Source organism: Kitasatospora sp. NPDC052868 (genome assembly GCF_044547105.1).
In the GTDB taxonomy this organism is placed as follows: domain Bacteria; phylum Actinomycetota; class Actinomycetes; order Streptomycetales; family Streptomycetaceae; genus Kitasatospora.
In genome coordinates this window covers 206,793-227,623 of record NZ_JBITZW010000011.1, presented here as the reverse complement: position 1 = coordinate 227,623, position 20,831 = coordinate 206,793, and the positions used below count along the sequence as shown (strand labels likewise).

At 73.9% G+C, this 20,831-nt stretch carries 15 protein-coding genes and 1 riboswitch; of the genes, 11 read left to right on the top strand and 4 right to left on the bottom strand.

The genetic code is table 11. The features are described 5' to 3' along the window. Positions 1 to 29 precede the first annotated feature (29 nt). Entirely contained in the window at positions 30 to 722 is a 693-nt protein-coding gene (locus ACIGZJ_RS20860; RefSeq protein ID WP_387941464.1) for a phosphatidylserine decarboxylase, read from the top strand. Next, positions 709 to 1,587, top strand: coding sequence for a CDP-alcohol phosphatidyltransferase family protein (locus ACIGZJ_RS20855; RefSeq protein ID WP_387941466.1), 879 nt, complete (start codon positions 709 to 711; stop codon positions 1,585 to 1,587). Before ACIGZJ_RS20860 ends, ACIGZJ_RS20855 begins: the two co-directional genes overlap by 14 nt. A gap of 91 nt (positions 1,588 to 1,678) precedes the next feature. Here ACIGZJ_RS20855 and ACIGZJ_RS20850 read toward each other — a convergent pair whose 3' ends face one another. The 3 genes from ACIGZJ_RS20850 to ACIGZJ_RS20840 form a co-directional block, all read right to left on the bottom strand. Next, positions 1,679 to 3,181: a hypothetical protein gene (locus tag ACIGZJ_RS20850; RefSeq protein ID WP_392936125.1), complete on the bottom strand. Its 1,503-nt coding sequence runs from the start codon at positions 3,179 to 3,181 to the stop codon at positions 1,679 to 1,681. A 214-nt stretch (positions 3,182 to 3,395) separates the two neighbouring features. Continuing rightward, positions 3,396 to 4,508: an alpha/beta hydrolase family protein gene (locus tag ACIGZJ_RS20845; protein ID WP_396458586.1), complete on the bottom strand. Its 1,113-nt coding sequence runs from the start codon at positions 4,506 to 4,508 to the stop codon at positions 3,396 to 3,398. Positions 4,509 to 4,686: 178 nt separating this feature from the next. Beyond that, entirely contained in the window at positions 4,687 to 5,400 is a 714-nt protein-coding gene (locus tag ACIGZJ_RS20840) for an XRE family transcriptional regulator (protein ID WP_396458585.1), read from the bottom strand. A gap of 272 nt (positions 5,401 to 5,672) precedes the next feature. Then, positions 5,673 to 5,838, top strand: a riboswitch (cobalamin riboswitch). A 98-nt stretch (positions 5,839 to 5,936) separates the two neighbouring features. On the opposite strand from ACIGZJ_RS20840, the gene ACIGZJ_RS20835 reads away from it, so the two are divergent. From ACIGZJ_RS20835 to ACIGZJ_RS20795, 9 genes are all read left to right on the top strand, one after another. Next, positions 5,937 to 6,980, top strand: coding sequence for a cobalamin biosynthesis protein (locus ACIGZJ_RS20835; protein WP_396458584.1), 1,044 nt, complete (start codon positions 5,937 to 5,939; stop codon positions 6,978 to 6,980). Continuing rightward, entirely contained in the window at positions 6,977 to 8,494 is a 1,518-nt protein-coding gene (locus ACIGZJ_RS20830) for a cobyric acid synthase (protein ID WP_396458583.1), read from the top strand. Before ACIGZJ_RS20835 ends, ACIGZJ_RS20830 begins: the two co-directional genes overlap by 4 nt. Then, on the top strand, positions 8,487 to 10,598 hold the full coding sequence (locus ACIGZJ_RS20825; RefSeq protein WP_396458582.1) for a putative cobaltochelatase: 2,112 nt from the start codon (positions 8,487 to 8,489) through the stop codon (positions 10,596 to 10,598). Before ACIGZJ_RS20830 ends, ACIGZJ_RS20825 begins: the two co-directional genes overlap by 8 nt. A 5-nt stretch (positions 10,599 to 10,603) precedes the next feature. Then, the gene (cobO, locus tag ACIGZJ_RS20820) at positions 10,604 to 11,209 is read left to right on the top strand and encodes a cob(I)yrinic acid a,c-diamide adenosyltransferase (RefSeq protein ID WP_387941478.1); all 606 of its coding nucleotides are present in this window, start codon (positions 10,604 to 10,606) and stop codon (positions 11,207 to 11,209) included. Between the two features lie 10 nt (positions 11,210 to 11,219). Next, positions 11,220 to 12,593: a cobyrinate a,c-diamide synthase gene (locus ACIGZJ_RS20815; protein ID WP_396458581.1), complete on the top strand. Its 1,374-nt coding sequence runs from the start codon at positions 11,220 to 11,222 to the stop codon at positions 12,591 to 12,593. Positions 12,594 to 12,791: 198 nt separating this feature from the next. After that, positions 12,792 to 14,279: a M6 family metalloprotease domain-containing protein gene (locus tag ACIGZJ_RS20810; protein WP_396458580.1), complete on the top strand. Its 1,488-nt coding sequence runs from the start codon at positions 12,792 to 12,794 to the stop codon at positions 14,277 to 14,279. Positions 14,280 to 14,481: 202 nt separating this feature from the next. After that, positions 14,482 to 16,077 (top strand): D-alanyl-D-alanine carboxypeptidase/D-alanyl-D-alanine-endopeptidase, encoded by a 1,596-nt coding sequence (gene dacB, locus ACIGZJ_RS20805; protein ID WP_396458579.1) that lies wholly within the window; start codon positions 14,482 to 14,484, stop codon positions 16,075 to 16,077. A 240-nt stretch (positions 16,078 to 16,317) separates the two neighbouring features. Continuing rightward, the gene (locus ACIGZJ_RS20800) at positions 16,318 to 17,124 is read left to right on the top strand and encodes a serine hydrolase (RefSeq protein WP_396458578.1); all 807 of its coding nucleotides are present in this window, start codon (positions 16,318 to 16,320) and stop codon (positions 17,122 to 17,124) included. A 20-nt stretch (positions 17,125 to 17,144) separates the two neighbouring features. Next, positions 17,145 to 18,104 (top strand): hypothetical protein, encoded by a 960-nt coding sequence (locus ACIGZJ_RS20795; RefSeq protein ID WP_396458577.1) that lies wholly within the window; start codon positions 17,145 to 17,147, stop codon positions 18,102 to 18,104. Positions 18,105 to 18,278: 174 nt separating this feature from the next. Here ACIGZJ_RS20795 and ACIGZJ_RS20790 read toward each other — a convergent pair whose 3' ends face one another. Then, positions 18,279 to 20,609, bottom strand: a complete 2,331-nt coding sequence (locus ACIGZJ_RS20790) for a collagenase (protein WP_396458576.1) — start codon at positions 20,607 to 20,609, stop codon at positions 18,279 to 18,281. Positions 20,610 to 20,831 lie beyond the last annotated feature (222 nt).

The following is a 20,831-nucleotide window of genomic DNA, read 5'->3' as shown; positions in this document are numbered from 1 at the left end:
GCCATGATCCCCCGCGACAAAGGTCTTCGATGCCCATCAGCCCGTCCCCTCACACCTCCGTCACGGACCGCGATGCCCTCGCAGCCACGACGGCCGGTCGGCGACCCCGCGTGACCATCGCGCGCGGAGCCACCCCCTGGTTCGTCCCCACCCTCGCCACGGCCGCCGTGACCACCGCCCTCACCCGGCGCAGCGGCAAGTGGGCCCTGGCGGCGGTACCCGCCTGCGCGCTCAGCGCGGGCATGCTGTGGTTCTTCCGCGACCCCGAGCGTGAGATCGGCACCGGCTCGGTGATCTGCCCCGCTGACGGCGTGGTGCAGAGCATCGACGCCTGGCCGGACGGCCGCACCCGGGTGGCGGTCTTCATGAGCCCGCTCAACGTGCACGTCAACCGGGCGCCGCTGTCCGGCACGGTGACGTCCGTCGAGCACGTCGCGGGCGGTTTCGTGCCCGCGTTCAACAAGGACAGCGACCAGAACGAGCGGGTCGTCTGGCATTTCGACACCGAGCTCGGCGACATCGAGATGGTGCAGATCGCGGGGGCCGTGGCCCGTCGCATCGTGCCGTACGTGGACGCCGGAACCAAGGTCGAGCAGGGCGAACGGATCGGTCTGATCCGCTTCGGGTCCCGGGTCGACACCTACCTGCCGGCCGGCGTCGAGGTCGGCGTCGAGGTCGGCCAGAAGACCACAGCCGGGGTGACGCGCCTTGACCGTGACTGAACCTGAGACGATCGTCGGACTGGACGACGAGGAGACGGCCCTGCGCCGGCGCCGCTGGGCGCGCGACCGCGAGCTGCGTGCTCCGCGCTCTCCCCAGCACCTGTCCACCGCCGACTTCCTGACCCTGGGGAACGCCGTCTGCGGCTTCCTGGCGATCTACTCGATCACCACCGGGGTGCTCGTCCCGCACATCACCAACCCGGACGTCGCGCCGGACCGGCACAGCGCCGCCACCGCGGTCACGCTGCTGCTGATCGGCTCGATGTGCGACCTCTTCGACGGGCTGGTGGCGCGCAAGCTGCGCTCCTCCGCCCTCGGGGCCGAGCTCGACAACCTGGCCGACCTGATCAGCTTCGGTATCGCGCCGGCCTACTTCGTCGCGGTCTGGGGCATGGTCTCGCCGGGTTCCGACAGCCGGCTCTCGGCGCTGATCGCGCTGACGGTGCTGCTGTCCGTGGTGCTGCGGCTGGCCCGCTTCTCGGCCGTGAAGATGCGGCCCGGGGTGTTCCAGGGCATGCCCTGCCCGATGGGCGCGATGACGGTGATCGCCATCGTGCTGCTCGACCCGCCGTTCCTGCCCGGTCTGCTCGCCATCGCCGGCACCGCGTACCTGATGATGAGCCGGATCGAGTACCCGAAGCCGCAGGGGCTGCTGGCCACCGCCACGCTCTGCTGGATCGTGGTCTCCATCGGCTGCCTGGCGGCCTGGGCCACCGGTCTGCCGGGCGGCGACATGCTGCTGCACGTCGGCGCCTTCGCCCAGATCGCGCTGGCCGCGATGGCCCCGCTGCTGGTCATCCGCCGCAAGGTCGGCCAGAAGGTCGGCGACGTGCGGGCGCGCCGCGCGGAGTCGCGGGTCGGCTGACCCGCCGAAGCACACCGCCCGGGCGCCACGCCCTGGCATCACGAAGGGCCCGGATCCGGTCAAGGATCCGGGCCCTTCGTCGTGCGGTCGGTCAGGCCCCGCCGCGGTGGACGCTGAAGGCCGAGCGGCGGGCCGCGCGGGCCACGGCCGGGTCGGGGTGGACGCCGGAGACGGCGGTCAGCACCGAGGCGGCCCGGGGGTGCCCGGACTGCCGGGCGCGGGCGAACAGCCGCACCGGGTCGCCGGCCGAGGCGCCCTCGACGTGGCCGACCAGCAGCTCCGTCTCACCGTGGTCCAGGACGGCGGCGGCGGTGTCCACCCAGAGCCAGGCGGCGTCCTCCGCGCCCAGCACGTCGGCCGGGGAGACCCCCTCGTCCGACTGCTCGGCCAGCCAGAGCAGCGCGTACGGGCGCAGCACCGGCTCGTCCACGGCGGCCCGGACGGCCTGCTCGGCGGTGCCGCCGGCCACCCGCAGCGCCTCGAAGGCCAGGCCGCGCACCAGCGCGTCGTCGCCCTGTGCGGCGTCCAGCAGCTCGGCGACGGCCCGGTCGGCCGGGCGGGCGGCCACCCAGGCGCGGTACTCGGCGCGGGCCGGGCCCGGGGAGTAGTCGGCGCAGGCGTTGAGCAGTTCCAGGGCGCTCTGCTCGATGTGCCCGGCCGCGGTCTGGGCGACGGTGCAGATCTCCTCCAGCTTGGCCCGCACCGCCCAGTGCCCGAGCGGGGACAGCTCGGCGGCGTCGTCCTTGCGGACCACCGCGCCGACGGCGGCGAGGCCGTCCAGCATCCAGTCGAGGACGGCGGCGACGTCGGCGGACGCGGCCGGGGTGTCGATCTGCGGCTCGCGGCAGGTGCCGCGGACGGCCGACACCGCGGAGGCGGCGTGCGGGACGGGCGACAGGCCCAGCGCACCGGTGCCGCCGCCGACCCGGCGCTCGTCCAGGCCGCGGCGGAGCAGCTCCAGCAGCTCGCTGTCGGGGACCGGGCCGGCCACCAGGTGCAGGAAGGAGAGCAGCTGCGGCGCCTGGTCGACGGCCTGCCCGGCGAGGACCGCGAAGACCCCCCGCAGTGCGGCGGGCGGCACGGGGGCGAGCAGCGTCCAGGCGTCGAACAGGGCGGACCAGCCGCGGACCACGGCCTCGTCGTCGTGCTCCCAGGCGTGCAGGCGCCAGCCGGGGGCGGCGCCGCCGTCCCGGGCCTCGACCAGGCCGACCAGCAGGGCCTGGCCCCAGGCCCGGGCGGCGGCGCCCACCGTCATGGCGAGTGCGCGGCCGGCCGCGCGGGCGTCCTCGGGGAGCAGTTCGCCGCGCTTGTCGACCTCGCCGAGCTCGCCGGCCCAGCGGGCGATCCGGACGGCGTCGACCAGCATGCGGCGGGCCAGCGGGGCGAGTTCGGCAGGGGCGGGGAAGCCCTCGGGCACCGGGACCCGGCCACGGCCGGGGGCGGGTGCGGGGCCTCGTCGGCGGGGTACGCCGGACCCGCCCGGCCTGGCGCCTGCGGGTCGGTGGGCTGTACCGGGGAGACGGGTCACCGTCGCACCGGTACCGATCGTCGGCGGGAGCGGGGCATCACGGTCGCGCGGGTTCCGAGACGTCACGTCGAGCAGTCTTCCCCTTGTACCGGCCTTCTGTCACATCCGCTTGGCCACCGGCTTGGGGCGGGGGCCGCGGCGGGTCCACAAGATCGGGCAACAGAGGCCAAACCGCCTGGCCGGATCTTTGTGACACGAACACGCCAGGTCAGCGCGCCGGGCCCGCCCGGGGCGGACCGGACCCGGCCGGACGGGGTCCCGGGGCCGGGTCCGGTCGGCCCTAGAGGAGCGGGGTGAGCCAGCGGCGCAGGAGCTCGGTGTAGTGGTCGGGGTCGGCGTTCCAGAGGGCCGCGTGGTCGGCCCCGGGGAAGGCCTGGAGGCCGACCACGTCGCCGCGGCGGTCGGCGAGCCGGGCGGCGGCCCGCCAGGGCGCCACCGGGTCGTCCGGGCTGTGCAGCAGGAGGGTGGGCACCCGCAGATCGGTGCCGTCCGCGATCCGGGCGAAGTCGGCCAGATCCACGCCGGTGCGGCCCTCGGCGGCCAGCGCGCCCAGTTCGGCCGCCGGGGGGCTGAACCCGGCCCGGGTGGCGCCGCGGCGCGCGGTGGCCGGCAGGTCGAGGACCGGCGAGTCCAGGATCAGGCCGCTGATCGCGGAGGCCCAGGCCGAGCGGGCGGCGGTCTGCAGGACCATCGTGGCGCCCAGCGACCAGCCGTAGAGGATCACCCGGCCCGCACCGGCGTCCAGGGCCAGGCGCAGCGCCGCCTCGACGTCCCGCCACTCGGTCTCGCCGAAGTGGCCGAGCCCGTCGGGGGAGGCCGGCGCGCCCTGGTCGCCGCGGTAGGTGACGGCGAGGGCGGGCAGGCCGAACCGCTGCAGGACGGGCAGCACCGGGAGGGTCTGCCGGCGGTCGGTGTCCGGGCCGTGCACCAGCAGCACCCAGGTGCCGCGCTTGCCGTCCAGCCACCAGGCGGGCAGGGCGCCCAGCTCGCCCTCCGCGGCGGTCTCGGTGAAGTCCAGCCCGAGCGCGCTCATCGGGTCGCCGCGGTAGACGTCGGGGGTGAAGCGGACGGCGGTACCGGCCTTCAGGGTGCCCCGGTCGGCGCGCTCCAGCCGCCGGGTGACGCCCTGCCCGTCCTGGTGCAGGATCTCGCCGACCACCGCGTGGCCGTCCTCGCCCCACTCGACGGCCCAGCGGCCGGGGCGGGCGCTGGCCTGGCTGCGGGTGAAGGTGGCCCGCCCGGCGGCCAGGCTCTGCACCAGCACGGGGCCCGCCGGCCGCCGCGCGGCCGCCGGGTGGACCATCCGCTCGGACGCCTTCCGGCCGATCACCAGGACGGCCGCCCCGGTCCCGACGACGGCTGCCGCCACGACGGCTGCGGTTCCCCAACGCATACTCGCTCCCCGCTCTGTTGATCGCGGACTGGCCTGATCGCGGACTGGGCCGGGCGCCTCCCCGGCCGTGCACGCCCGGCGGGAGTTGCTCGGACAGACAGCCCCAGTCCACTCGCGGGGGCGGGCGACGGCCACCGGACAGGGCCGTCCGGGTCACCCGGGGCCGGACCGACCGGCCTCAGACCGGGATGTCGGTCTGCCGCCGCCCGAGCAGCTCCCAGAACCGCTCGCCGACCGGGCGGTCCTGCGGCTGCGCCGGGCGGGCCGCCGGGGCCGGGGAGCCCCAGCTGCCGGCGCCCCAGTGCGAGGCGACCTGGTACTCGCCCTGCAGCGCCGTCAGCACCGTGGCGAGGTCGCTCTCGTGCACCGGCACGATCCGGCCGATCGCCCGGGTCTGCGCCTGCCAGCGGCCGTCCACGCACTGGCGCAGCCGCTGGTCCAGCTCCTCCCGGCGGTCCGTCACCGCGACCAGCTCGCGCAGCGTCAGGCCGAGCACCTGCGCGAGCGCGTACGTCTGCTCGTCGTCGCCGTCCCAGCGGCCGGTGGCCTCGGCGGCCTGGTAGTGCCGCAGCGGGATGCCGATCCGGCGGGCGGCGGCCTCCTGGCTGAGCTCCCGGGCGACCCGGAAGTCCCGCAGCCGGGCCGGGCGGGTGCCCATCAACTGGGCGGGCGGGCACCAGAGCGCCCGGGCCAGGGCGATGAACTCCTCCTCGGCGGGGCGCAGCTCGCCGCTCTCCCAGCCGAGCACGTGGGAGGGCAGCAGCCGGACGCCGTGCGCCGCCATGCCCTCGGCGACCTGGGCCGGGGTCAGCCCGAGTCCGGCGCGGTGCGCGCGGGCGGCCGTGGGCGAGAAGGGCACCGGGGGCACGGCCGGAGGCTGTCTGCGTCGCATGGGACCAGACGGTAGGCCTTGGTGCATCGGCGCCCCAGCCGCCGAACACACGAAGCGCGGCTGTAGGCGTCTACAGGGCGCTGGACGATCCCACAGGCTGTCATGCCCCTGCGGGGGCGTGACTCGGAGGTAGCGACGGGGCGGGACGGGGGCGGGACTGGGGCTGGAAGGCGGCGGGAAACCTCCGGGGGGTGTGACCAAACCCTCCGTGACCTTGGTTGACTCCCGGTTCGGCCCCGTGATGGGATCCTTCAGCCAATACGGAGGCATGCAGAGGAAGCCGGTGCGAGTCCGGCGCGGTCCCGCCACTGTCACCGGGGAGCACGTTCGGAGAGTCACCTCCTCACCCGTCAGCGGGGCGGGGGGTGCCCGTCGGCAGGCCGTCAGAAGCCGCTGGAAGGCCCGAAGGTGCGTTCGGACCCGGAAGCCAGGAGACTCTCGCCGCCGGTACGTCGATCCAGGGCGCGGACCCTGAGTGAGGACACGCACGCGATGCAGGCTGCCCCGACCGACCGAGCCCCCGGCTGCCCGCCGCCGTGCGCCCGCTGACCCGCGCCGCCGCCTTCGCGCTGGGCGCCGTCGCGGGCCATCTCGCCGACGCCCGCTTCGCCGATCCGCGGCGCGGCCACCCGGTGGCCGCCTTCGGCAGCGCGGCGGGCCGGCTGGAACGCCCCCTCTGGCGCGACCACCGCGGCGCCGGCGCCGCCTACACCGCGCTCTGCGTGGGCACCGTCGCGGCCGGCGCGGTGGCCGCCGACCGGACGCTCGGCCGCCGGCCGCTCGGGCGGGCCGCGCTCACCGCGGCCGCGACCTGGACGGTCCTCGGCGGCACCTCGCTGACCCGGGAGGCCCGCACCATCGGCCGCTCGCTGTCGGCGGGCGACCTCGCGGCGGCCCGCAGCCGGCTGCCGCACCTGTGCGGCCGCGACCCGAGCGCGCTGGACGAGCAGCAGATCGCCCGCGCGGTGGTCGAGTCGGTCGCCGAGAACACCGCCGACGCCGTGGTGAACGCCCTGGTCTGGGGCGCGCTCGCGGGAACGCCCGGACTGCTGGCGTTCCGCGCCGTCAACACCCTGGACGCGATGGTCGGCCACCGCTCGCCGCGCTACGCCCGGTTCGGCTGGGCCTCGGCCCGGCTGGACGACGTGGCGGGCTGGCCGGGCGCCCGGCTGACCGCGCTGCTGACCGTCGCCGCCTCGCCCGAACCCCGGACCGCCTGGCGGGTCTGGCGCCGGGACGGCTCCGCGCACCCCAGCCCCAACGCGGGCCAGGCCGAGTCGGCCTTCGCGGGGGCGATCGGCGTGCGGCTGGGCGGCACGCTGGCCTACGGGAGCCGGGTGGAGCACCGGCCCGTCCTCGGCGGCGAGCTGCGGCCGGTGACGGTGGACGACATCGAGCGGGCCTGCCGGCTCTCCCGCCGGGTGGGGCTGCTGGCCCTCGGGGCGGCGGTCGCCGGGCACGCCCTCGGGCAGGCCCTCCGGACGGGGCTGACGGCGCGACGCACGCCGGCCCGGACGGCAGCACCCCCGGCAGGACTTCTGCCGGGGCTCACGGCACGGAAGCGGAGGGGGAGCGCATGAGCAACGCGCTGCTGGTCGCCGGGACGACCTCGGACGCGGGCAAGAGCGTGGTCACCGCGGGCATCTGCCGCTGGCTGGCCCGCCAGGGCGTCGCCGTGGCGCCGTTCAAGGCCCAGAACATGTCGCTGAACTCCTTCGTCACCGCCGACGGCGCCGAGATCGGCCGCGCGCAGGCGATGCAGGCGCAGGCGGCCCGGGTGGAGCCCGAGGCGGCGATGAACCCGGTGCTGCTCAAGCCGGGCGCGGACGGCCGCAGCCAGGTGGTGCTGCTGGGCCGGGCCGTCGCCGAGGTCGGTGCGATGGACTACCGCGACCGCAAGCCCCTCCTGCTGGAGCGGGCCCTGGAGTGCCTGGCGGACCTGCGCGGCCGCTACGACGTGGTGGTCTGCGAGGGCGCCGGCTCGCCCGCCGAGATCAACCTGCGGGACCGGGACATCGCCAACATGGGCCTGGCCACCGCCGCCGGGCTGCCGGTGGTGGTGGTCGGGGACATCGACCGCGGCGGGGTGTTCGCCGCGATGTACGGGACGCTGGCGCTGCTGTCGGCCGAGGACCAGCGGCACGTCGCGGGCTGGTTCGTCAACAAGTTCCGGGGCGACGCGCGGCTGCTCGCCCCCGGCCTCGACATGCTGGACCGGCTCACCGGCCGGCCGGTGCTCGGCACCCTGCCGATGCTGTCCGGGCTCTGGCTGGACGCCGAGGACTCACTCGACCTGACCACCGTGGTGGACCGCACCGAGGGGCGCGGGCCGCTCGGCGCGGACGTGCTGCGGGTGGCCGTGGTGCGCTTCCCCCGGCTGTCCAACTTCACCGACATGGACGCGCTGGCCCAGGAGCCGGGCGTCCTGGTCCGCTGGGCCACCCGGCCCGAGGAGCTGGCCGACGCCGACCTGGTGATCCTGCCCGGCACCCGGGCCACCGTCGCCGACCTGGCCTGGCTGCGCGAGCGCGGCCTGGAGCCCGCCCTCAGGGCGCGGGCCGCGGCCGGGCGGCCGGTCCTCGGCGTCTGCGGCGGCTACCAGATGCTGGCCCGCACGATCGTGGACGAGGTGGAGTCGAAGGCCGGCGCCGTCGACGGTCTCAGCCTGCTGCCCACCCGGGTCCGCTTCGGCGCCGCGAAGGTGCTCGGCCGCCCGGTCGGCGAGGCGTACGGGCAGCGGGTCGAGGGGTACGAGATCCACCACGGTGTGGTGGCCGTCGAGGGCGGGGAAGCCTTCCTGGACGGCTGCCGGGTGGGGGCGGTGTGGGGTACGACCTGGCACGGCGCGCTGGAGAACGACGGCTTCCGGCGCGAGCTGCTGCGCGAGGTGGCGCAGGCGGCGGGCCGGGCGTTCGTGCCCGCGCCGGACACCTCGTTCGCCGAGGCGCGCGAGGCCCGGCTGGACCGGCTGGGCGACCTGATCGAGGAGCACGCGGACACCGACGCGCTGTGGAAGCTGATCGAGGGCGGGGTACCGGCGGCCGGGTCGCTGCCGTTCCTCCCGCCCGGAGCCCTCTTGGAGAATCATGAGTGACGTCCGCTATCCCTTCACGGCCATCGTCGGCATGGCCGACCTGCGGCTCGGGCTGCTGCTCAACGCCGTCTCGCCGGCCGTGGGCGGGGTGCTGGTCCGGGGCGAGAAGGGCACCGCCAAGTCCACCATGGTGCGCGCGCTGGCCGGCCTGCTGCCGTCCATCGCCACCGTGGACGGCTGCCGCTTCGCCTGCGACCCGGCCGCGCCGGACCCGCAGTGCCCGGACGGCGCGCACACCGCCGACGCCTCCGAGCGCCCCGCCCTGCTGGTCGAGCTGCCGGTCGGCGTCACCGAGGACCGGATCGTCGGCTCGCTGGACCTGGAGCGGGCGCTGTCCGAGGGCGTCAAGGCGTACGAGCCGGGGCTGCTGGCCCGCGCCCACCGCGGCGTGCTCTACATCGACGAGGTCAACCTGCTCCAGGACCACGTGGTGGACCTGCTGCTGGACGCCGCCGCGATGGGCCGCTCCTACGTCGAGCGCGAGGGCGTCTCGGTGCGGCACGCGGCACGGTTCCTGCTGGTCGGCACGATGAACCCGGAGGAGGGCGAGCTGCGTCCGCAGCTGCTCGACCGGTTCGGCCTGACCGTGGAGATCGCCGCCACCCGGGACCCGGCGGAGCGCGCCGAGGTGGTCCGCCGCCGGCTGGCGTACGACGCCGACCCGGCCGGCTTCGCCGCCCGGTTCGCCGAGGACGAGCGGCGGCTCGCCGAACGGATCACCACCGCACGGGAGTTGCTGCCCGAGGTCGAGCTGACCGACGCGGCGCTGCGCCAGCTGACCGCCGTCTGCGCGGCCTTCGAGGTGGACGGGCTGCGCGCGGACATCGTGATGGCCCGCACCGCCGTCGCGCTGGCCGCCTGGGCGGGCCGCACCGAGGTCCTGGAGGAGGACGTCCGCAAGGCCGCCCAGCTGGCCCTGCCGCACCGCCGCCGGCGCAACCCCTTCGACGCGCCCGGTCTGGACGAGGAGCAGCTGGACCGCACGCTGGAGGAGCACGCGGAGCCCGAGCAGCCCGAGCCCGAGCAGCCCGACAACGGCCCGGAAGGCAGCGGCCCCGAGGGCGAGGGCCCCGACGGCGGCGGCCCCGAGGACGAGGGGCCCGGCCCGGACGGCGGCCCCGACAACGGCGGGGGCGGCGGCGCACCCGACCCCGCGGACACCCCCGGCGCCCCCGACGGCTCCGCCGCCGCCGAACCGGAGCAGGAGCAGCCGGCCGACGGGGAGCCGATCCCCCAGCAGGGCCAGGGCGGCGCCCGCGAGTCGGCCCCGGTCGCGGCCGGCGAGCCGTACCGGACCAGGCTGTTCAAGGTGCCCGGCACCGGCCGCGGCGCCCAGGGCCGTCGCTCCCCCGCGGAGACCGACGGCGGGCACACCATCCGCGCCCGCCGCCCGCAGGGCCGGCTCGCCCGGCTGCACCTGAGCGCCACCCTGCAGGCCGCCGCCCCGTACCAGGCGGCGCGCGGGCGCAGCGGCCGGGCGCTGGAGCTGCGCCCGGACGACTTCCGCGAGCAGGTGCGCCAGGGCCGGGAGTCCAACCTGGTGCTGTTCGTGGTGGACGCCTCCGGCTCGATGGCCGCCCGGCAGCGGATGGGCGCCGTCAAGGGAGCCGTGCTGTCCCTGCTGATGGACGCCTACCAGCGGCGCGACAAGGTCGGCCTGGTCACCTTCCGCGGCAGCGGCGCCGAACTGGCACTGCCGCCGACCTCCTCGGTGGAGGTCGGCGCGGCCCGGCTGGAGTCCCTGCCGACCGGCGGCCGGACCCCGCTGGCGGCCGGTCTGCTGCGCGCCCACGAGGTGCTGCGGGTGGAGCGGATGCGCGATCCGCACCGCCGCCCGCTGCTGGTCGTGGTCACCGACGGCCGGGCCACCGGCGGCCGCGACGCGCTGCCCGCCGCCGACCGGGCGGCCGGGCTGCTGGCCGCCCAGGGCATCGCGAGCGTGGTGCTCGACTGCGAGTCCGGGCCGGTGCGGCTCGGCCTCGCCCACAAGCTGGCGGCCCGCCTGGGCGCCTCCGCCGTCTCCCTGGCCGAGCTGCGCGCCGAGGGCGTGGCGGCACTCGTCCAGGCCCACCGCACCACCGACCTCCACCGAAAGGCGGCCTGATCCCCATGCCCAAGGGCGTAGCCGAGAACGTTCCCGACGACGGCCTGACCACCCGCCAGCGCCGTACGCTGCCGATCACCGCCGTGCACACCGGCCCGGGCAAGGGCAAGTCCACGGCCGCCTTCGGCATGGCGCTGCGGGCCTGGAACCAGGGCTGGCCGATCGGGGTGTTCCAGTTCGTCAAGTCCGCCAAGTGGAAGGTGGGCGAGGAGAACGCGCTGCGCGTGCTCGGCGCCTCCGGCGAGGGCGGCACGGTGGACTGGCACAAGATGGGCGAGGGCTGGTCCTGGGTCCAGCGGTCCACCGAGATGGAGCAGTCCAGCGAGGAGGCGGCCAAGGAGGGCTGGGAGCAGGTCAAGCGCGACCTGGCCGCCGAGACCTACCGCTTCTACGTGCTGGACGAGTTCACCTACCCGATGCACTGGGGCTGGGTGGACGTGGACGAGGTGGTGGCCGTGCTCAGGGACCGCCCGGGCAGCCAGCACGTGGTGATCACCGGCCGCTACGCCAAGGAGCCGCTCACCGAACTCGCCGACCTGGTCACCGAGATGACCAAGGTGAAGCACCCCATGGACGCCGGCCGCAAGGGCCAGCGCGGTATCGAGTGGTAAGTCGGAACACGTGAACATCCCCCGTCTCGTCATCGCCGCGCCGTCCTCCGGCTCCGGCAAGACCACCGTCGCCACCGGCCTGATCGCGGCGCTCGCCGCCCGCGGTCTGGCGGTGTCGCCGCACAAGGTGGGCCCGGACTACATCGACCCGGGCTACCACGCGCTGGCCGCCGGGCGCCCGGGCCGCAACCTGGACGCCTTCATGTGCGGGCCGGAGCGGATCGCGCCGCTGTTCCTGCACGGCGCGGCCGGGGCCGACGTGGCGGTGGTCGAGGGCGTGATGGGGCTGTTCGACGGGGCGTCGGGGCGGGGTGAGCTGGCCTCCACGGCGCACGTCGCCAAGCTGCTGAAGGCGCCGGTGGTCCTCGTGGTGGACGCCTCCTCGCAGTCCCGCTCGGTGGCCGCGCTGGTGCACGGCTTCGCCTCCTGGGACCCGCAGGTGCGGCTCGCCGGGGTGATCCTCAACCGGGTCGCCTCCGACCGGCACGAGCAGCTGCTGCGCGAGGCCCTGGAGGAGGGCTCCGGCGTGCCGGTGCTGGGCGCCGTGCGGCGCTCGGCTGCGGTCGCCACGCCCTCCCGCCACCTGGGCCTGATCCCCGCCGTGGAGCGCTCCGCGCAGGCGCTGCAGGCCGTCCGGGACATGGGCGAACTGGTCGCCTCCTCGGTGGACCTGGACGCGCTGCTGGCGCTGGCCCGGACCGCTCCGCCGCTGGACGGTGTGCCCTGGGACGCGGCCGCCGAGGTGGCCGCGGTGGCTGGCACGGCGGTCGGCGCGCCCCGGATCGCGATGGCCGGCGGCGCCGCGTTCTCGTTCTCGTACGCCGAGAACGCCGAACTGCTGGCGGCGGCCGGCGCCGAGGTGGTGCCGTTCGACCCGCTGCACGACGACGCCCTGCCCGAGGGCACCGCGGGCCTGGTGATCGGCGGGGGCTTCCCCGAGCTGTACGTCCGGGAGCTCAGTGCGAACGCCGGGTTGCGCAGCGCGATCGCCGCACTCGCCGGCCGGGGCGCCCCGATCGCCGCCGAGTGCGCCGGACTGCTCTACCTCGGGAGGGAGTTGGACGGCCTGCCGATGTGCGGCGTGCTGGACACCGCGGCCCGGATGACCGAACGGCTGACCCTCGGGTACCGGGAGGCCGTCGCGCTGCACGACTCGCCGCTCGGCCCGGCCGGCACCCGGGTCCGCGGCCACGAGTTCCACCGGACGGTCTGCGAGCCCGGCGCGGGCGAACGGCCCGCCTGGGGCTGGCGGCTGCCGACCGGGTCACGGACGGAGGGTTTCACCGCCGGCGGTGTTCACGCTTCGTATCTGCACCTTCACTGGGCAGGATCACCGCAGCTGGCGGCCTCGTTCGTCGCGGCGGCCGCCGCGATCCCCGCATAGTGGGCAGGCGAAGGGTCTGGTGTTATCACCGTCCGGGGCGTCAAAATAGGGGCAGATAGCCGCAAATCGCTCCACCCGCACTCGGTGCCGGTGACCCGACCGCCTTCCGGCGCGCCGACCGACCGCCGACGGCCCCGCGGATCCGACGGAGCGTGCGGACACGCCTCGCCAGTGAGCCGGCCCTAGGGAGCCGTCACCATGCGTCACACGTTAACCCCGCTGCATCACCACCATCACCCCGCCGACCAACCCTGCCTCGCGCCTCTCTCCCCGAAGTCGCTGGGGCAGCTCTATGCCGAGTACCTGAATCTCAAACAGTCCCGGCGGCTGCCGCCCGACATCACCTTCGACCAGTTCTACGTGGTCTGGCGGGCCGAACGGCGCGGCGGCGGCATGGTCGGCCTCGACGACGGCGCCACCAGCCCCGCCCCGGCCGCGGGCGCGCAGCTGATCTCCCGTCCCGACACCCCGCTGAAGGGCGAGGTCCACACCCTCGTCCTGCTGGTGGACTTCCCCGACAAGCCGCACCAGAGCGAGTTCACCCCGGGCCACTACGAGCAGCTGCTGTTCAGCAGGAACCACACCTTCCCCAGCGGCAGCCTGCGCGACTACTACCGGCAGTTGAGCGGCTTCGACCCGGACGGCGACCACGGCCCCCACGGCATCGACGTCGTGGGCGAGGTGCACGGCTGGCTGCGGCTGCCGCAGCCGATCTCCTTCTACGTCGACGGCCGGACCGGCCAGGGCACGTTCCCCCGCAACTCCCAGGGCATGGCCCGGGACGCCGTCGCGGCCGCGCGCGCCCAGGGCATCGACTTCACGCCCTTCGACGCGCTCAACGAGGGGTTCGTCACCGCGCTGTTCATCGTCCACGCGGGTCGGGGCGCCGAGTCCACCAAGGGCAACGTGAACAACTTCTGGAGCCTCAAGTGGAACGTCCCGCCACCCCCGCCGTTCCTGGACCCCCCTGGTCCGGAGGGCGTGGAGGTCGCCCCCGGCCTGCGGGTGGGTACCTTCCTCACCGTGCCCGAGGACTGCAGTGTCGGCCTCTGCGCCCATGAGTGGGGCCACCTCGCCGCCCGCTGGGACGACTACTACGACATCGGCGACTTCGCACTCACCAAGTCCGCCGGGCTCGGGGACTACTGCCTGATGGCCTCCGGCAACTGGGGCGACAACGGCCAGACCCCGGTCTTCGCCAACGGCATGCTCCGGATGTTCCACGGCTGGACCAGCCCCCAGCGCATCACCCGGACCACCCCCGACATCACCCTGCGGCCCGCCGCCGAGGGCGGCGGCATGCTGTTCGTCCAGAACGCCCGGACGATGAAGGAGAAGCAGTACATCGTCGTCGAGTACCGGCGCAAGAAGGGCCAGGACGCCTTCCTGCCGGACGAGGGCATCGCCGTCTACGTGGTGGACGAGGACATCCTCGACGTCGAGGACGAGGAGAACCTCGCCATCGAGCTCCTCCAGGCCGACGGTCGGCGCGACCTCGCGGCGATCTTCCGCCAGGGCAACCGCGGCGACGCCGACGACCTCTACCCCTCCGGCTCCAACCGGCTCGTCGGCCAGACGAGCAACCCCGCGCTCAACCTGCCCGACGGGCACTGGACCGGCGTCACCGTCACGGTGGCCGGCACGGCGGGCGCGGACGAGATGAAGGTGGACGTCAAGGTCGAGTGACCCCGCCCCCGCCACCCCTTCCCCCGCACCTCTTCCTCCGCTGCTCTTCCTCCGCGGCCCGCAGTGCCCCGGACGCGCCCGCGTTCGGGACATGCGGGTGAACGGACCCGGCCGGACGTTCGGCGGACGGGCCCGCGGCGGTATCCCTGCCTGGGTCGAATACCCGTCAGGGCGACCGCGTGCGCCCGGAAGAGGTGGATTGATGAGATCGAGAGCGATCGCCCGGGGCCTGCGCGCCGTGGCCGCCGTCACCGCGGCGGCGGCCACCGCCATGACCGCGGGCACCGCGAGCGCGGCGCCCACCGGAACCGACGGGCTCAGCCCGGACATTCTGGCGATCATGCACAAGCCCGCCTACGAGCACGCGCAGTGGGGCCTGCTGGAGATCGACGACACGACCGGCGAGGTGATCCACTCCCAGTACCCCGACCAGTTCTTCATCCCCGGGTCGACGGCCAAGCTGGTCAGCGTCTCCGGCGCCTGGCACACCCTCGGCACCGACCACCGGTTCACCACGCCCGTACAGGCCCTCGGCACCCGCAGCGGCTCCGTGCTGGACGGCTCGCTGGCCCTGATCGCCCAGGGCGACCTCACGATGGGCGGCCGCACCAAGCCGGACGGCACCGTCGCCTTCACCCCGATCGACCACACCTACGCCAACGACGTACCCGGCGCGACGCTCACCCCCGAGAACCCGCTCGCCGGGCTGGACCTGATCGCCGGCCAGGTGCGCGACACCGGCATCACCGAGGTACGGGGCGACGTGGCGATCGACCCCCGGCTCTTCGCCCCCGACACCGAGCTGGACCCGACCCCGACGCCGCTGATCGTCAACGACAACCTGATCGACCTGCTGTCCACCGCCACCACCCCCGGGCAGCCGGCGCAGCTCAGCTGGCGGCCGCAGGTCGCGCCGTACCAGGTGGAGTCGACCGTGCGGACGGTCGAGGCCGGCGGCGCCACCGCCATCGCGGTGTCAGCCTCACCGGACGGTACCCACATCACCCTCTCCGGCACGATCGCGGCCGACGCACCGCCGACCCTGCGCGTCTCCCACGTCCAGGACCCGAACGCCTTCGGGCGCACCGCCCTGATCGAGGCGCTCGCCCGGGCCGGCGTCACCGTCACCGCCCCGCCGACCGGGCCCAACCCGGTCGGCCTGCTTCCGGACTCCTACGACGGCACCCAGCGCGTCGCCGCGTACGTCTCCCCGGTCTACGAGCAGTACGCGCGGCTGATCCTCAAGGTCAGCCACAACCTCGGGGCCAACCTCGCCATCTGCCTGATGGCCGTGGCCACCGGCAGCCACCAGTGCGCGGACGGCTTCCCCGTGCTGCGGGACTTCCTGAGCGGCGCCGGGATCGACCCGACCAAGGTGCAGCTGCTGGACGGGCGCGGCGGCAACCCGGTGGACCGGGTCACGCCCGACGTGGAGAACGAGATCCTGCACTACTGGCAGGGCACCCCGGACGCCGACCGGTTCCGGGAGGCGCTGCCGATCCTCGGCGTGGACGGCTCGCTCGCCTCCGCCTGCGACGGCTGCCCGACCTGCCCGGGCAAGGGCAAGGTCTGGGCGAAGCCCGGCTCCGTGATCGGATACGACGCCGTCAACGACCGGCTCGCCGTCGGCGGCGAGACCCTCGGCGGCTACCTCGCGGCGGGCCACGGCCGCCTGCACACCTTCTACCTGGCCGTGAACGGCGCCTCCACCCCGAACATCGACACCTTCTTCGACGTCCTCAACGACCTGAACCGGATCGCCGGCCTCCTCCAGCAACAGGCCGAGGCCCGACCCTGACCCCTCCTCCCACACCCCCCGAGGGCCCCGACCGCCAAACGGCCGGGGCCCTCGCCCGTGCCGGGCGCGTGCAGCCCGGCCGCCGGCAGCGGCCCGGCGCCGACCGCGCACCCGCAGAACGGGTCCACGGGAGCACCGAAAGCGGATCCGTCCCAAACCACCCTCGGCACACCGCGTGAGAGCCCGGCAGCCGGGTAGACGACTGACCATCACCCGTCGCCGTAGGAATGGATGGCCCCGATGATCGATTCCGGTGCAGTGCGCGCCGCCGTGGAGGCGCAGGTCGAGCAGTTCGCGGGCGGCGGCGATGGTGTGGGAGTCCGCAGCGTCCTGGTGAAGACCCTCGGCGGACCGGCGCTCAACGTCGCCCACGGCGCCGACCGGGTACTGCCCGCCGCGAGCCTGGCCAAGATGATCCTGGGCGTCGCACTGTTCGAGGCCGGACAGCGGGGCGAGGTCGACACGGAGGCCCGGGTGCGGGTCGGCGACCTGCCGGGCACCATGTATCCGAGCGTCCTGCAGGCGCTGGATCCGGGATCGACGCTCACCGTACGGGAGTTGTGCGGGTTCTCGTTGGTGACCAGCGACAACCCGGCGGCCGAGTACGTCCGCGGCGTACTGGGGCAGGACCGGATCGACACGACGATCAAGGATCTCCGGCTGGCCTCGACGGCCTTCCCGGCCGGATTCTCCGAACACGAGCTCGGGCCCCTGGGGCGGGCGAACACCACGACGGCGGAGGACGTGCTCCGGCTGATCGAGCACATCGAGCGGAGTCCGCACCTGGAGCCGCTTCGGCGGTACCTGGTCAACTACCTGCGCAACGACCGGATCCCGTCCCGCCTGGACGACGACCTCCCGGTGCGGCACAAGACCGGCAGCCTTCGCGGCGTGGTGAACGACGCCGGCATCGTGCTCCACCCGACCGCCCCGGTCGCCCTGGTCTTCCTGACGGACGGTCAGTCGGATAACGTTCGCACGGCGCAGGAGATCGGGGAGGTCTCCGAGCGGATCGTCCGGATCATCGCAGAAGCGGCGGCGCACTGACGCCGCCCGCGGGGGTGCGCGTGTCAGCGTCACGGGAACAACAACTGCGCAAGATTCTGGTGCTGGTCAACGCCCTCGCCCTGTCCATGGGCCTGGCATGCGTCGTGACCGCGTCGCTGCTGACCCACCAGCAGGTGGTCGCGACCGTGCTGAGCCTCATCGGCGGCGCCTTCGTGTCGGCCGCGGTGGTGACCCTGGCCATCGGGTCGCTCACCGTGCGCGAGACCACCGAGCAGGTGGACAGTGCAGTGCTGCGCGGCATGCAGGACGTCCTCGGCCCGGTGCGCGACCCGCTGTTCGCCGGCGCGCTGTCGGCCTACCGCTACGACTGCCTGCTCGCGCCGGCCCCGCCCGGGGACGCCCACCCCGACTACCTTTACCAGAGCTTCCGCATCTCCTACCGGATCGAGACGCTGCCCAGGACGGTGAGCATCGCCTGCCTCTCCTCCAACGACGACGGCTGCCTGGACCGCTTCACCGGCCAGGAGGTCCTGCTGCGCTGGATGATCGACGACAACCTCGACCCCGACGACCCGGCGATCTTCGCGATCGGATCGGTCCGCGTGGACAACGTGGACCTGGAACGCAGGCCCCCGACCCACGAGGCCGTCACCGGAGGCAGGGCAAGGATCGACCACTTCTCGGTGCCCCACGACGCCCAGGTCACGGCCGGCCACCTGGTCGAGCTGAGTGTCACGGCACGGAAGTACGTCGGCAACGACAGACGCGTGCGCATCCAGGCCCAGATCTTCCGCCACGTCACCGACGCCGAGTACCGGCTCACCATCGATCCCGCGATCAGGCCGACCCGCCTGGGCGTCAACGCCTCGGAGATCAGCTCGCTCGGTGCCGCCCACGGCGCCAGCGTCCGGGCCACCTTCCCGGCCCCGTTCAACAACCTGGCCGGCCTCGTCCAGCTCCCGTTCCCCCTCCAACCGGGCAGCGTCATGGCCTTCACCATCGATCGCGAGGTGTCCTGAGCGAGGCTCCGCGTGACATCGGGCGAAGTGGCCGGGGCGGGCGTGCGGCCGGTCGTCACCGGTGCGCCCGCGGGGTGCGAACGCGGACGGCGGTCCCTGCCGTCCGCGGGGGAGGGCAGGGACCGCCGCCTGGTCGCAGCGTTCACCGGGGCTCAGGGGGCCCGGTGGGGTGGGTCAGTTGTACTGGGTGGTGACGCTGGCGCCGGTGAAGTCCTGGGCGGCGGCGAGGCTGAAGTAGACCCAGCCGGACGGCGGGTTGTCGATCGTCAGGGTCTCGCCGTTGCCGGCGTTGGTGGACTTCGCCTGGTAGCTGGCGGTGGTGGCCCAGTTGGTGCCGTAGTACAGGTCGGCGTTGCCGGTGCCGCCGCTGCTGGTGATGGTCAGCTGCTTGACGCCGGCCGGCAGGTACAGGAAGTGGTAGCTGTAGTTGCCGGTGGTGGCCGCGAGGTTGTCCCGGCGGCAGTTCTTGTCGAACTGGCGCGGGTCGGCGATGGTGCAGAGCGGGGTGGCCGGGACGACCGGGGCGTCCGGCAGGGGGCCGCAGTCGTTGGTCGCGCAGGTGGTCGTCAGCCAGGTGTCGAAGCCCGCGTCGTAGCGGGTGCCGATGGTCTGCTTCAGCAGGGTGCGGGCGCCGTTCCAGTCGCCGGTGCGGTACTTGGCGAGCACCGCCTGGATGTCCGCGGGGTGCTCCTGCAGCATGTAGCGGACCGCCAGCCAGCCCCAGCGGTAGACCCGGTTCGAGTTGACGTCCGGGTCGGCGGTCTGGTCGTAGACGGTGTCGAAGAGCTCGCTGAGCTTGTACGTCTTCTTGCCGGCCTCGGCGATCGCGTCGCTGTTGCGGACGTTGCGGTAGCCGAAGGAGATGTTCTCAGCGATGCCCTCGACCCACCAGATGGTCGGGGTGACGATGCCGGCCTCGAAGTCGCCGTACATGTTGTAGCGGCCGTCGAGGTAGTGGGTGTACTCGTGGTTGAGGTTCCAGATCTGGAAGCTCGGGCGCAGCCAGCTGGCCTCGTGGGCGATGAAGCGGGCCTGGTTGCCGGACAGGGCCGGGTTGCCCTCCTCGTACATGCCGCCGTTGTCGACGTCGATGTCGTAGAAGGACCAGGCGTACAGCGAGTAGTTGTAGTAGTCGTCGAAGGCGACGACCTCGAGGTTGGTGTTCACGTCACCGGGGATGGCGCCCTTGTCACCGATCACCTTGTGGAAGTAGGCGTCCTGGTTGACCAGGCTGGTGCAGGTGGTGGCCAGCTGCGCGGGGGACATGTCCTGGGCGCGGATCTTCAGCCCCGGGTTGCAGGTGTGCTGGATCGGGAGGATCACCGGCATCAGGCGGGTGTTCATGTCGCAGATGCCGTAGGCCGCGCAGTTGCCCTTGTCGAACTTGCGGGTCGCCCAGGCCAGGTTCATGGTGATCGGGGCGGTGGGGCCGACGTTCGGGTACCGGTTGATCAGGTCCTTGAGCATCGGCCGGAGCTGGGTCTTGAGCTCGGGCACCACGAGGGCGTAGCCGAGGTAGCGGCCCATGTTGCTGACCATGTCGTCGCGGTTCAGCAGGTCTTCGTTGCGGGTGATGAAGTCGGCCCAGGCGGTGAGCAGGCTGCTGTCGGCCTTGAGGGCGGCCTTCAGGCCCTGGCTGTCGGCCTTGGGGTCGAAGGCCTCCTCGATGATCCAGTCGAAGTGCTTCAGGGACAGGTTCATCCGCTCGGGCCAGGTGCCGTCGTAGCCGGCCAGCATCCGCTGGAGGACGCCGTCGTACCGGCCGAGCGTCTTGGTCTGGCCGATCACCGTGACGACCTCGTTGAGGAGGTCGCCGTTGGCGTCGGTGATGTCCTTGCTGTGCGGGGCGGCGAAGAAGGCGTCCAGCGCGCCGTGGGCCGCGGTCTCCAGCGCCGGACCGTAGGTGCCGATGACGCCCGGGTTGACCTCGTGCAGGTAGTAGCCGGCGCGCAGGAACATCACCAGCTGCCCGACGGACGTGCTGTTGTCGCCCGGGTAGGTGGCCGAGGTGTCGCGCAGCGCGTTGGCGACGGTCACCATCTTGGCTTCGCCGAAGGCGTTCGCGGCGTCGGTGCCGGTGAGGTTGAACAGCGGGTAGGCGCAGGGGACGTTCGGCAGTGCCTTGAGCTGCTGGACCAGCGCGCTGCCGGTGGCGTTGACCAGCCCGGACAGGTCCGGACAGGGCTCCCCGGCGGCGGCCGAGAACTGCTTGGCCGCCTTGACGGGCGCGGTGACCGGCGCGGCCGGGGTGGTGGACTCCTTGCCGTAGTCCTGTGAGGAGAGCTTGAACGTGCTGCTGTTCTCGGCCTCGGGCGACTTGGGGACCGGGATGGACCGCGGCGCGGGGGCCGCGGCACCGGCGGTGTTCACGCCGGCCGGTGCGGTCGCGGCGCCGACGGGGGCGGCCTGGCTCTGCGGGGTGAACAGGCCGAGCGCGATGAAGAAGGCCGCGCCGAGCGCAGGGATTCTGCGCGCGTTGGCCTTCGATATCCGGGAGGGGCGCATCTGTGGGGGCCTCCGGGCCGTCGTGGTCACGTGTTGGGGACGTAACCGTTCGATGTGTGACATGTAAAATTTCACATGTCGCATCACGACTGGAAGGCCTCAGCTGGATCGGCACCGCACCGAAACTGAAACGTTGTCATCCTGTGGGTGCCGACGGGCTTGCGCCGTGACCCCTTGGGGCAGCGCGCAGTTGACGCCGGACCGGCTGTGGAGCGACGGCGG

Coding starts and splice junctions, on each gene's coding strand:
- ACIGZJ_RS20860 (WP_387941464.1), top strand. CDS start 30: ATGCCCATCAGCCCGTCCCCTCACACCTCCGTCACGGACCGCGATGCC.
- ACIGZJ_RS20845 (WP_396458586.1), bottom strand. CDS start 4,508: ATGCGTTGGGGAACCGCAGCCGTCGTGGCGGCAGCCGTCGTCGGGACC.
- ACIGZJ_RS20840 (WP_396458585.1), bottom strand. CDS start 5,400: ATGCGACGCAGACAGCCTCCGGCCGTGCCCCCGGTGCCCTTCTCGCCC.
- ACIGZJ_RS20830 (WP_396458583.1), top strand. CDS start 6,977: ATGAGCAACGCGCTGCTGGTCGCCGGGACGACCTCGGACGCGGGCAAG.
- ACIGZJ_RS20825 (WP_396458582.1), top strand. CDS start 8,487: ATGAGTGACGTCCGCTATCCCTTCACGGCCATCGTCGGCATGGCCGAC.
- cobO (WP_387941478.1), top strand. CDS start 10,604: ATGCCCAAGGGCGTAGCCGAGAACGTTCCCGACGACGGCCTGACCACC.
- ACIGZJ_RS20810 (WP_396458580.1), top strand. CDS start 12,792: ATGCGTCACACGTTAACCCCGCTGCATCACCACCATCACCCCGCCGAC.
- dacB (WP_396458579.1), top strand. CDS start 14,482: ATGAGATCGAGAGCGATCGCCCGGGGCCTGCGCGCCGTGGCCGCCGTC.
- ACIGZJ_RS20800 (WP_396458578.1), top strand. CDS start 16,318: ATGATCGATTCCGGTGCAGTGCGCGCCGCCGTGGAGGCGCAGGTCGAG.
- ACIGZJ_RS20790 (WP_396458576.1), bottom strand. CDS start 20,609: ATGCGCCCCTCCCGGATATCGAAGGCCAACGCGCGCAGAATCCCTGCG.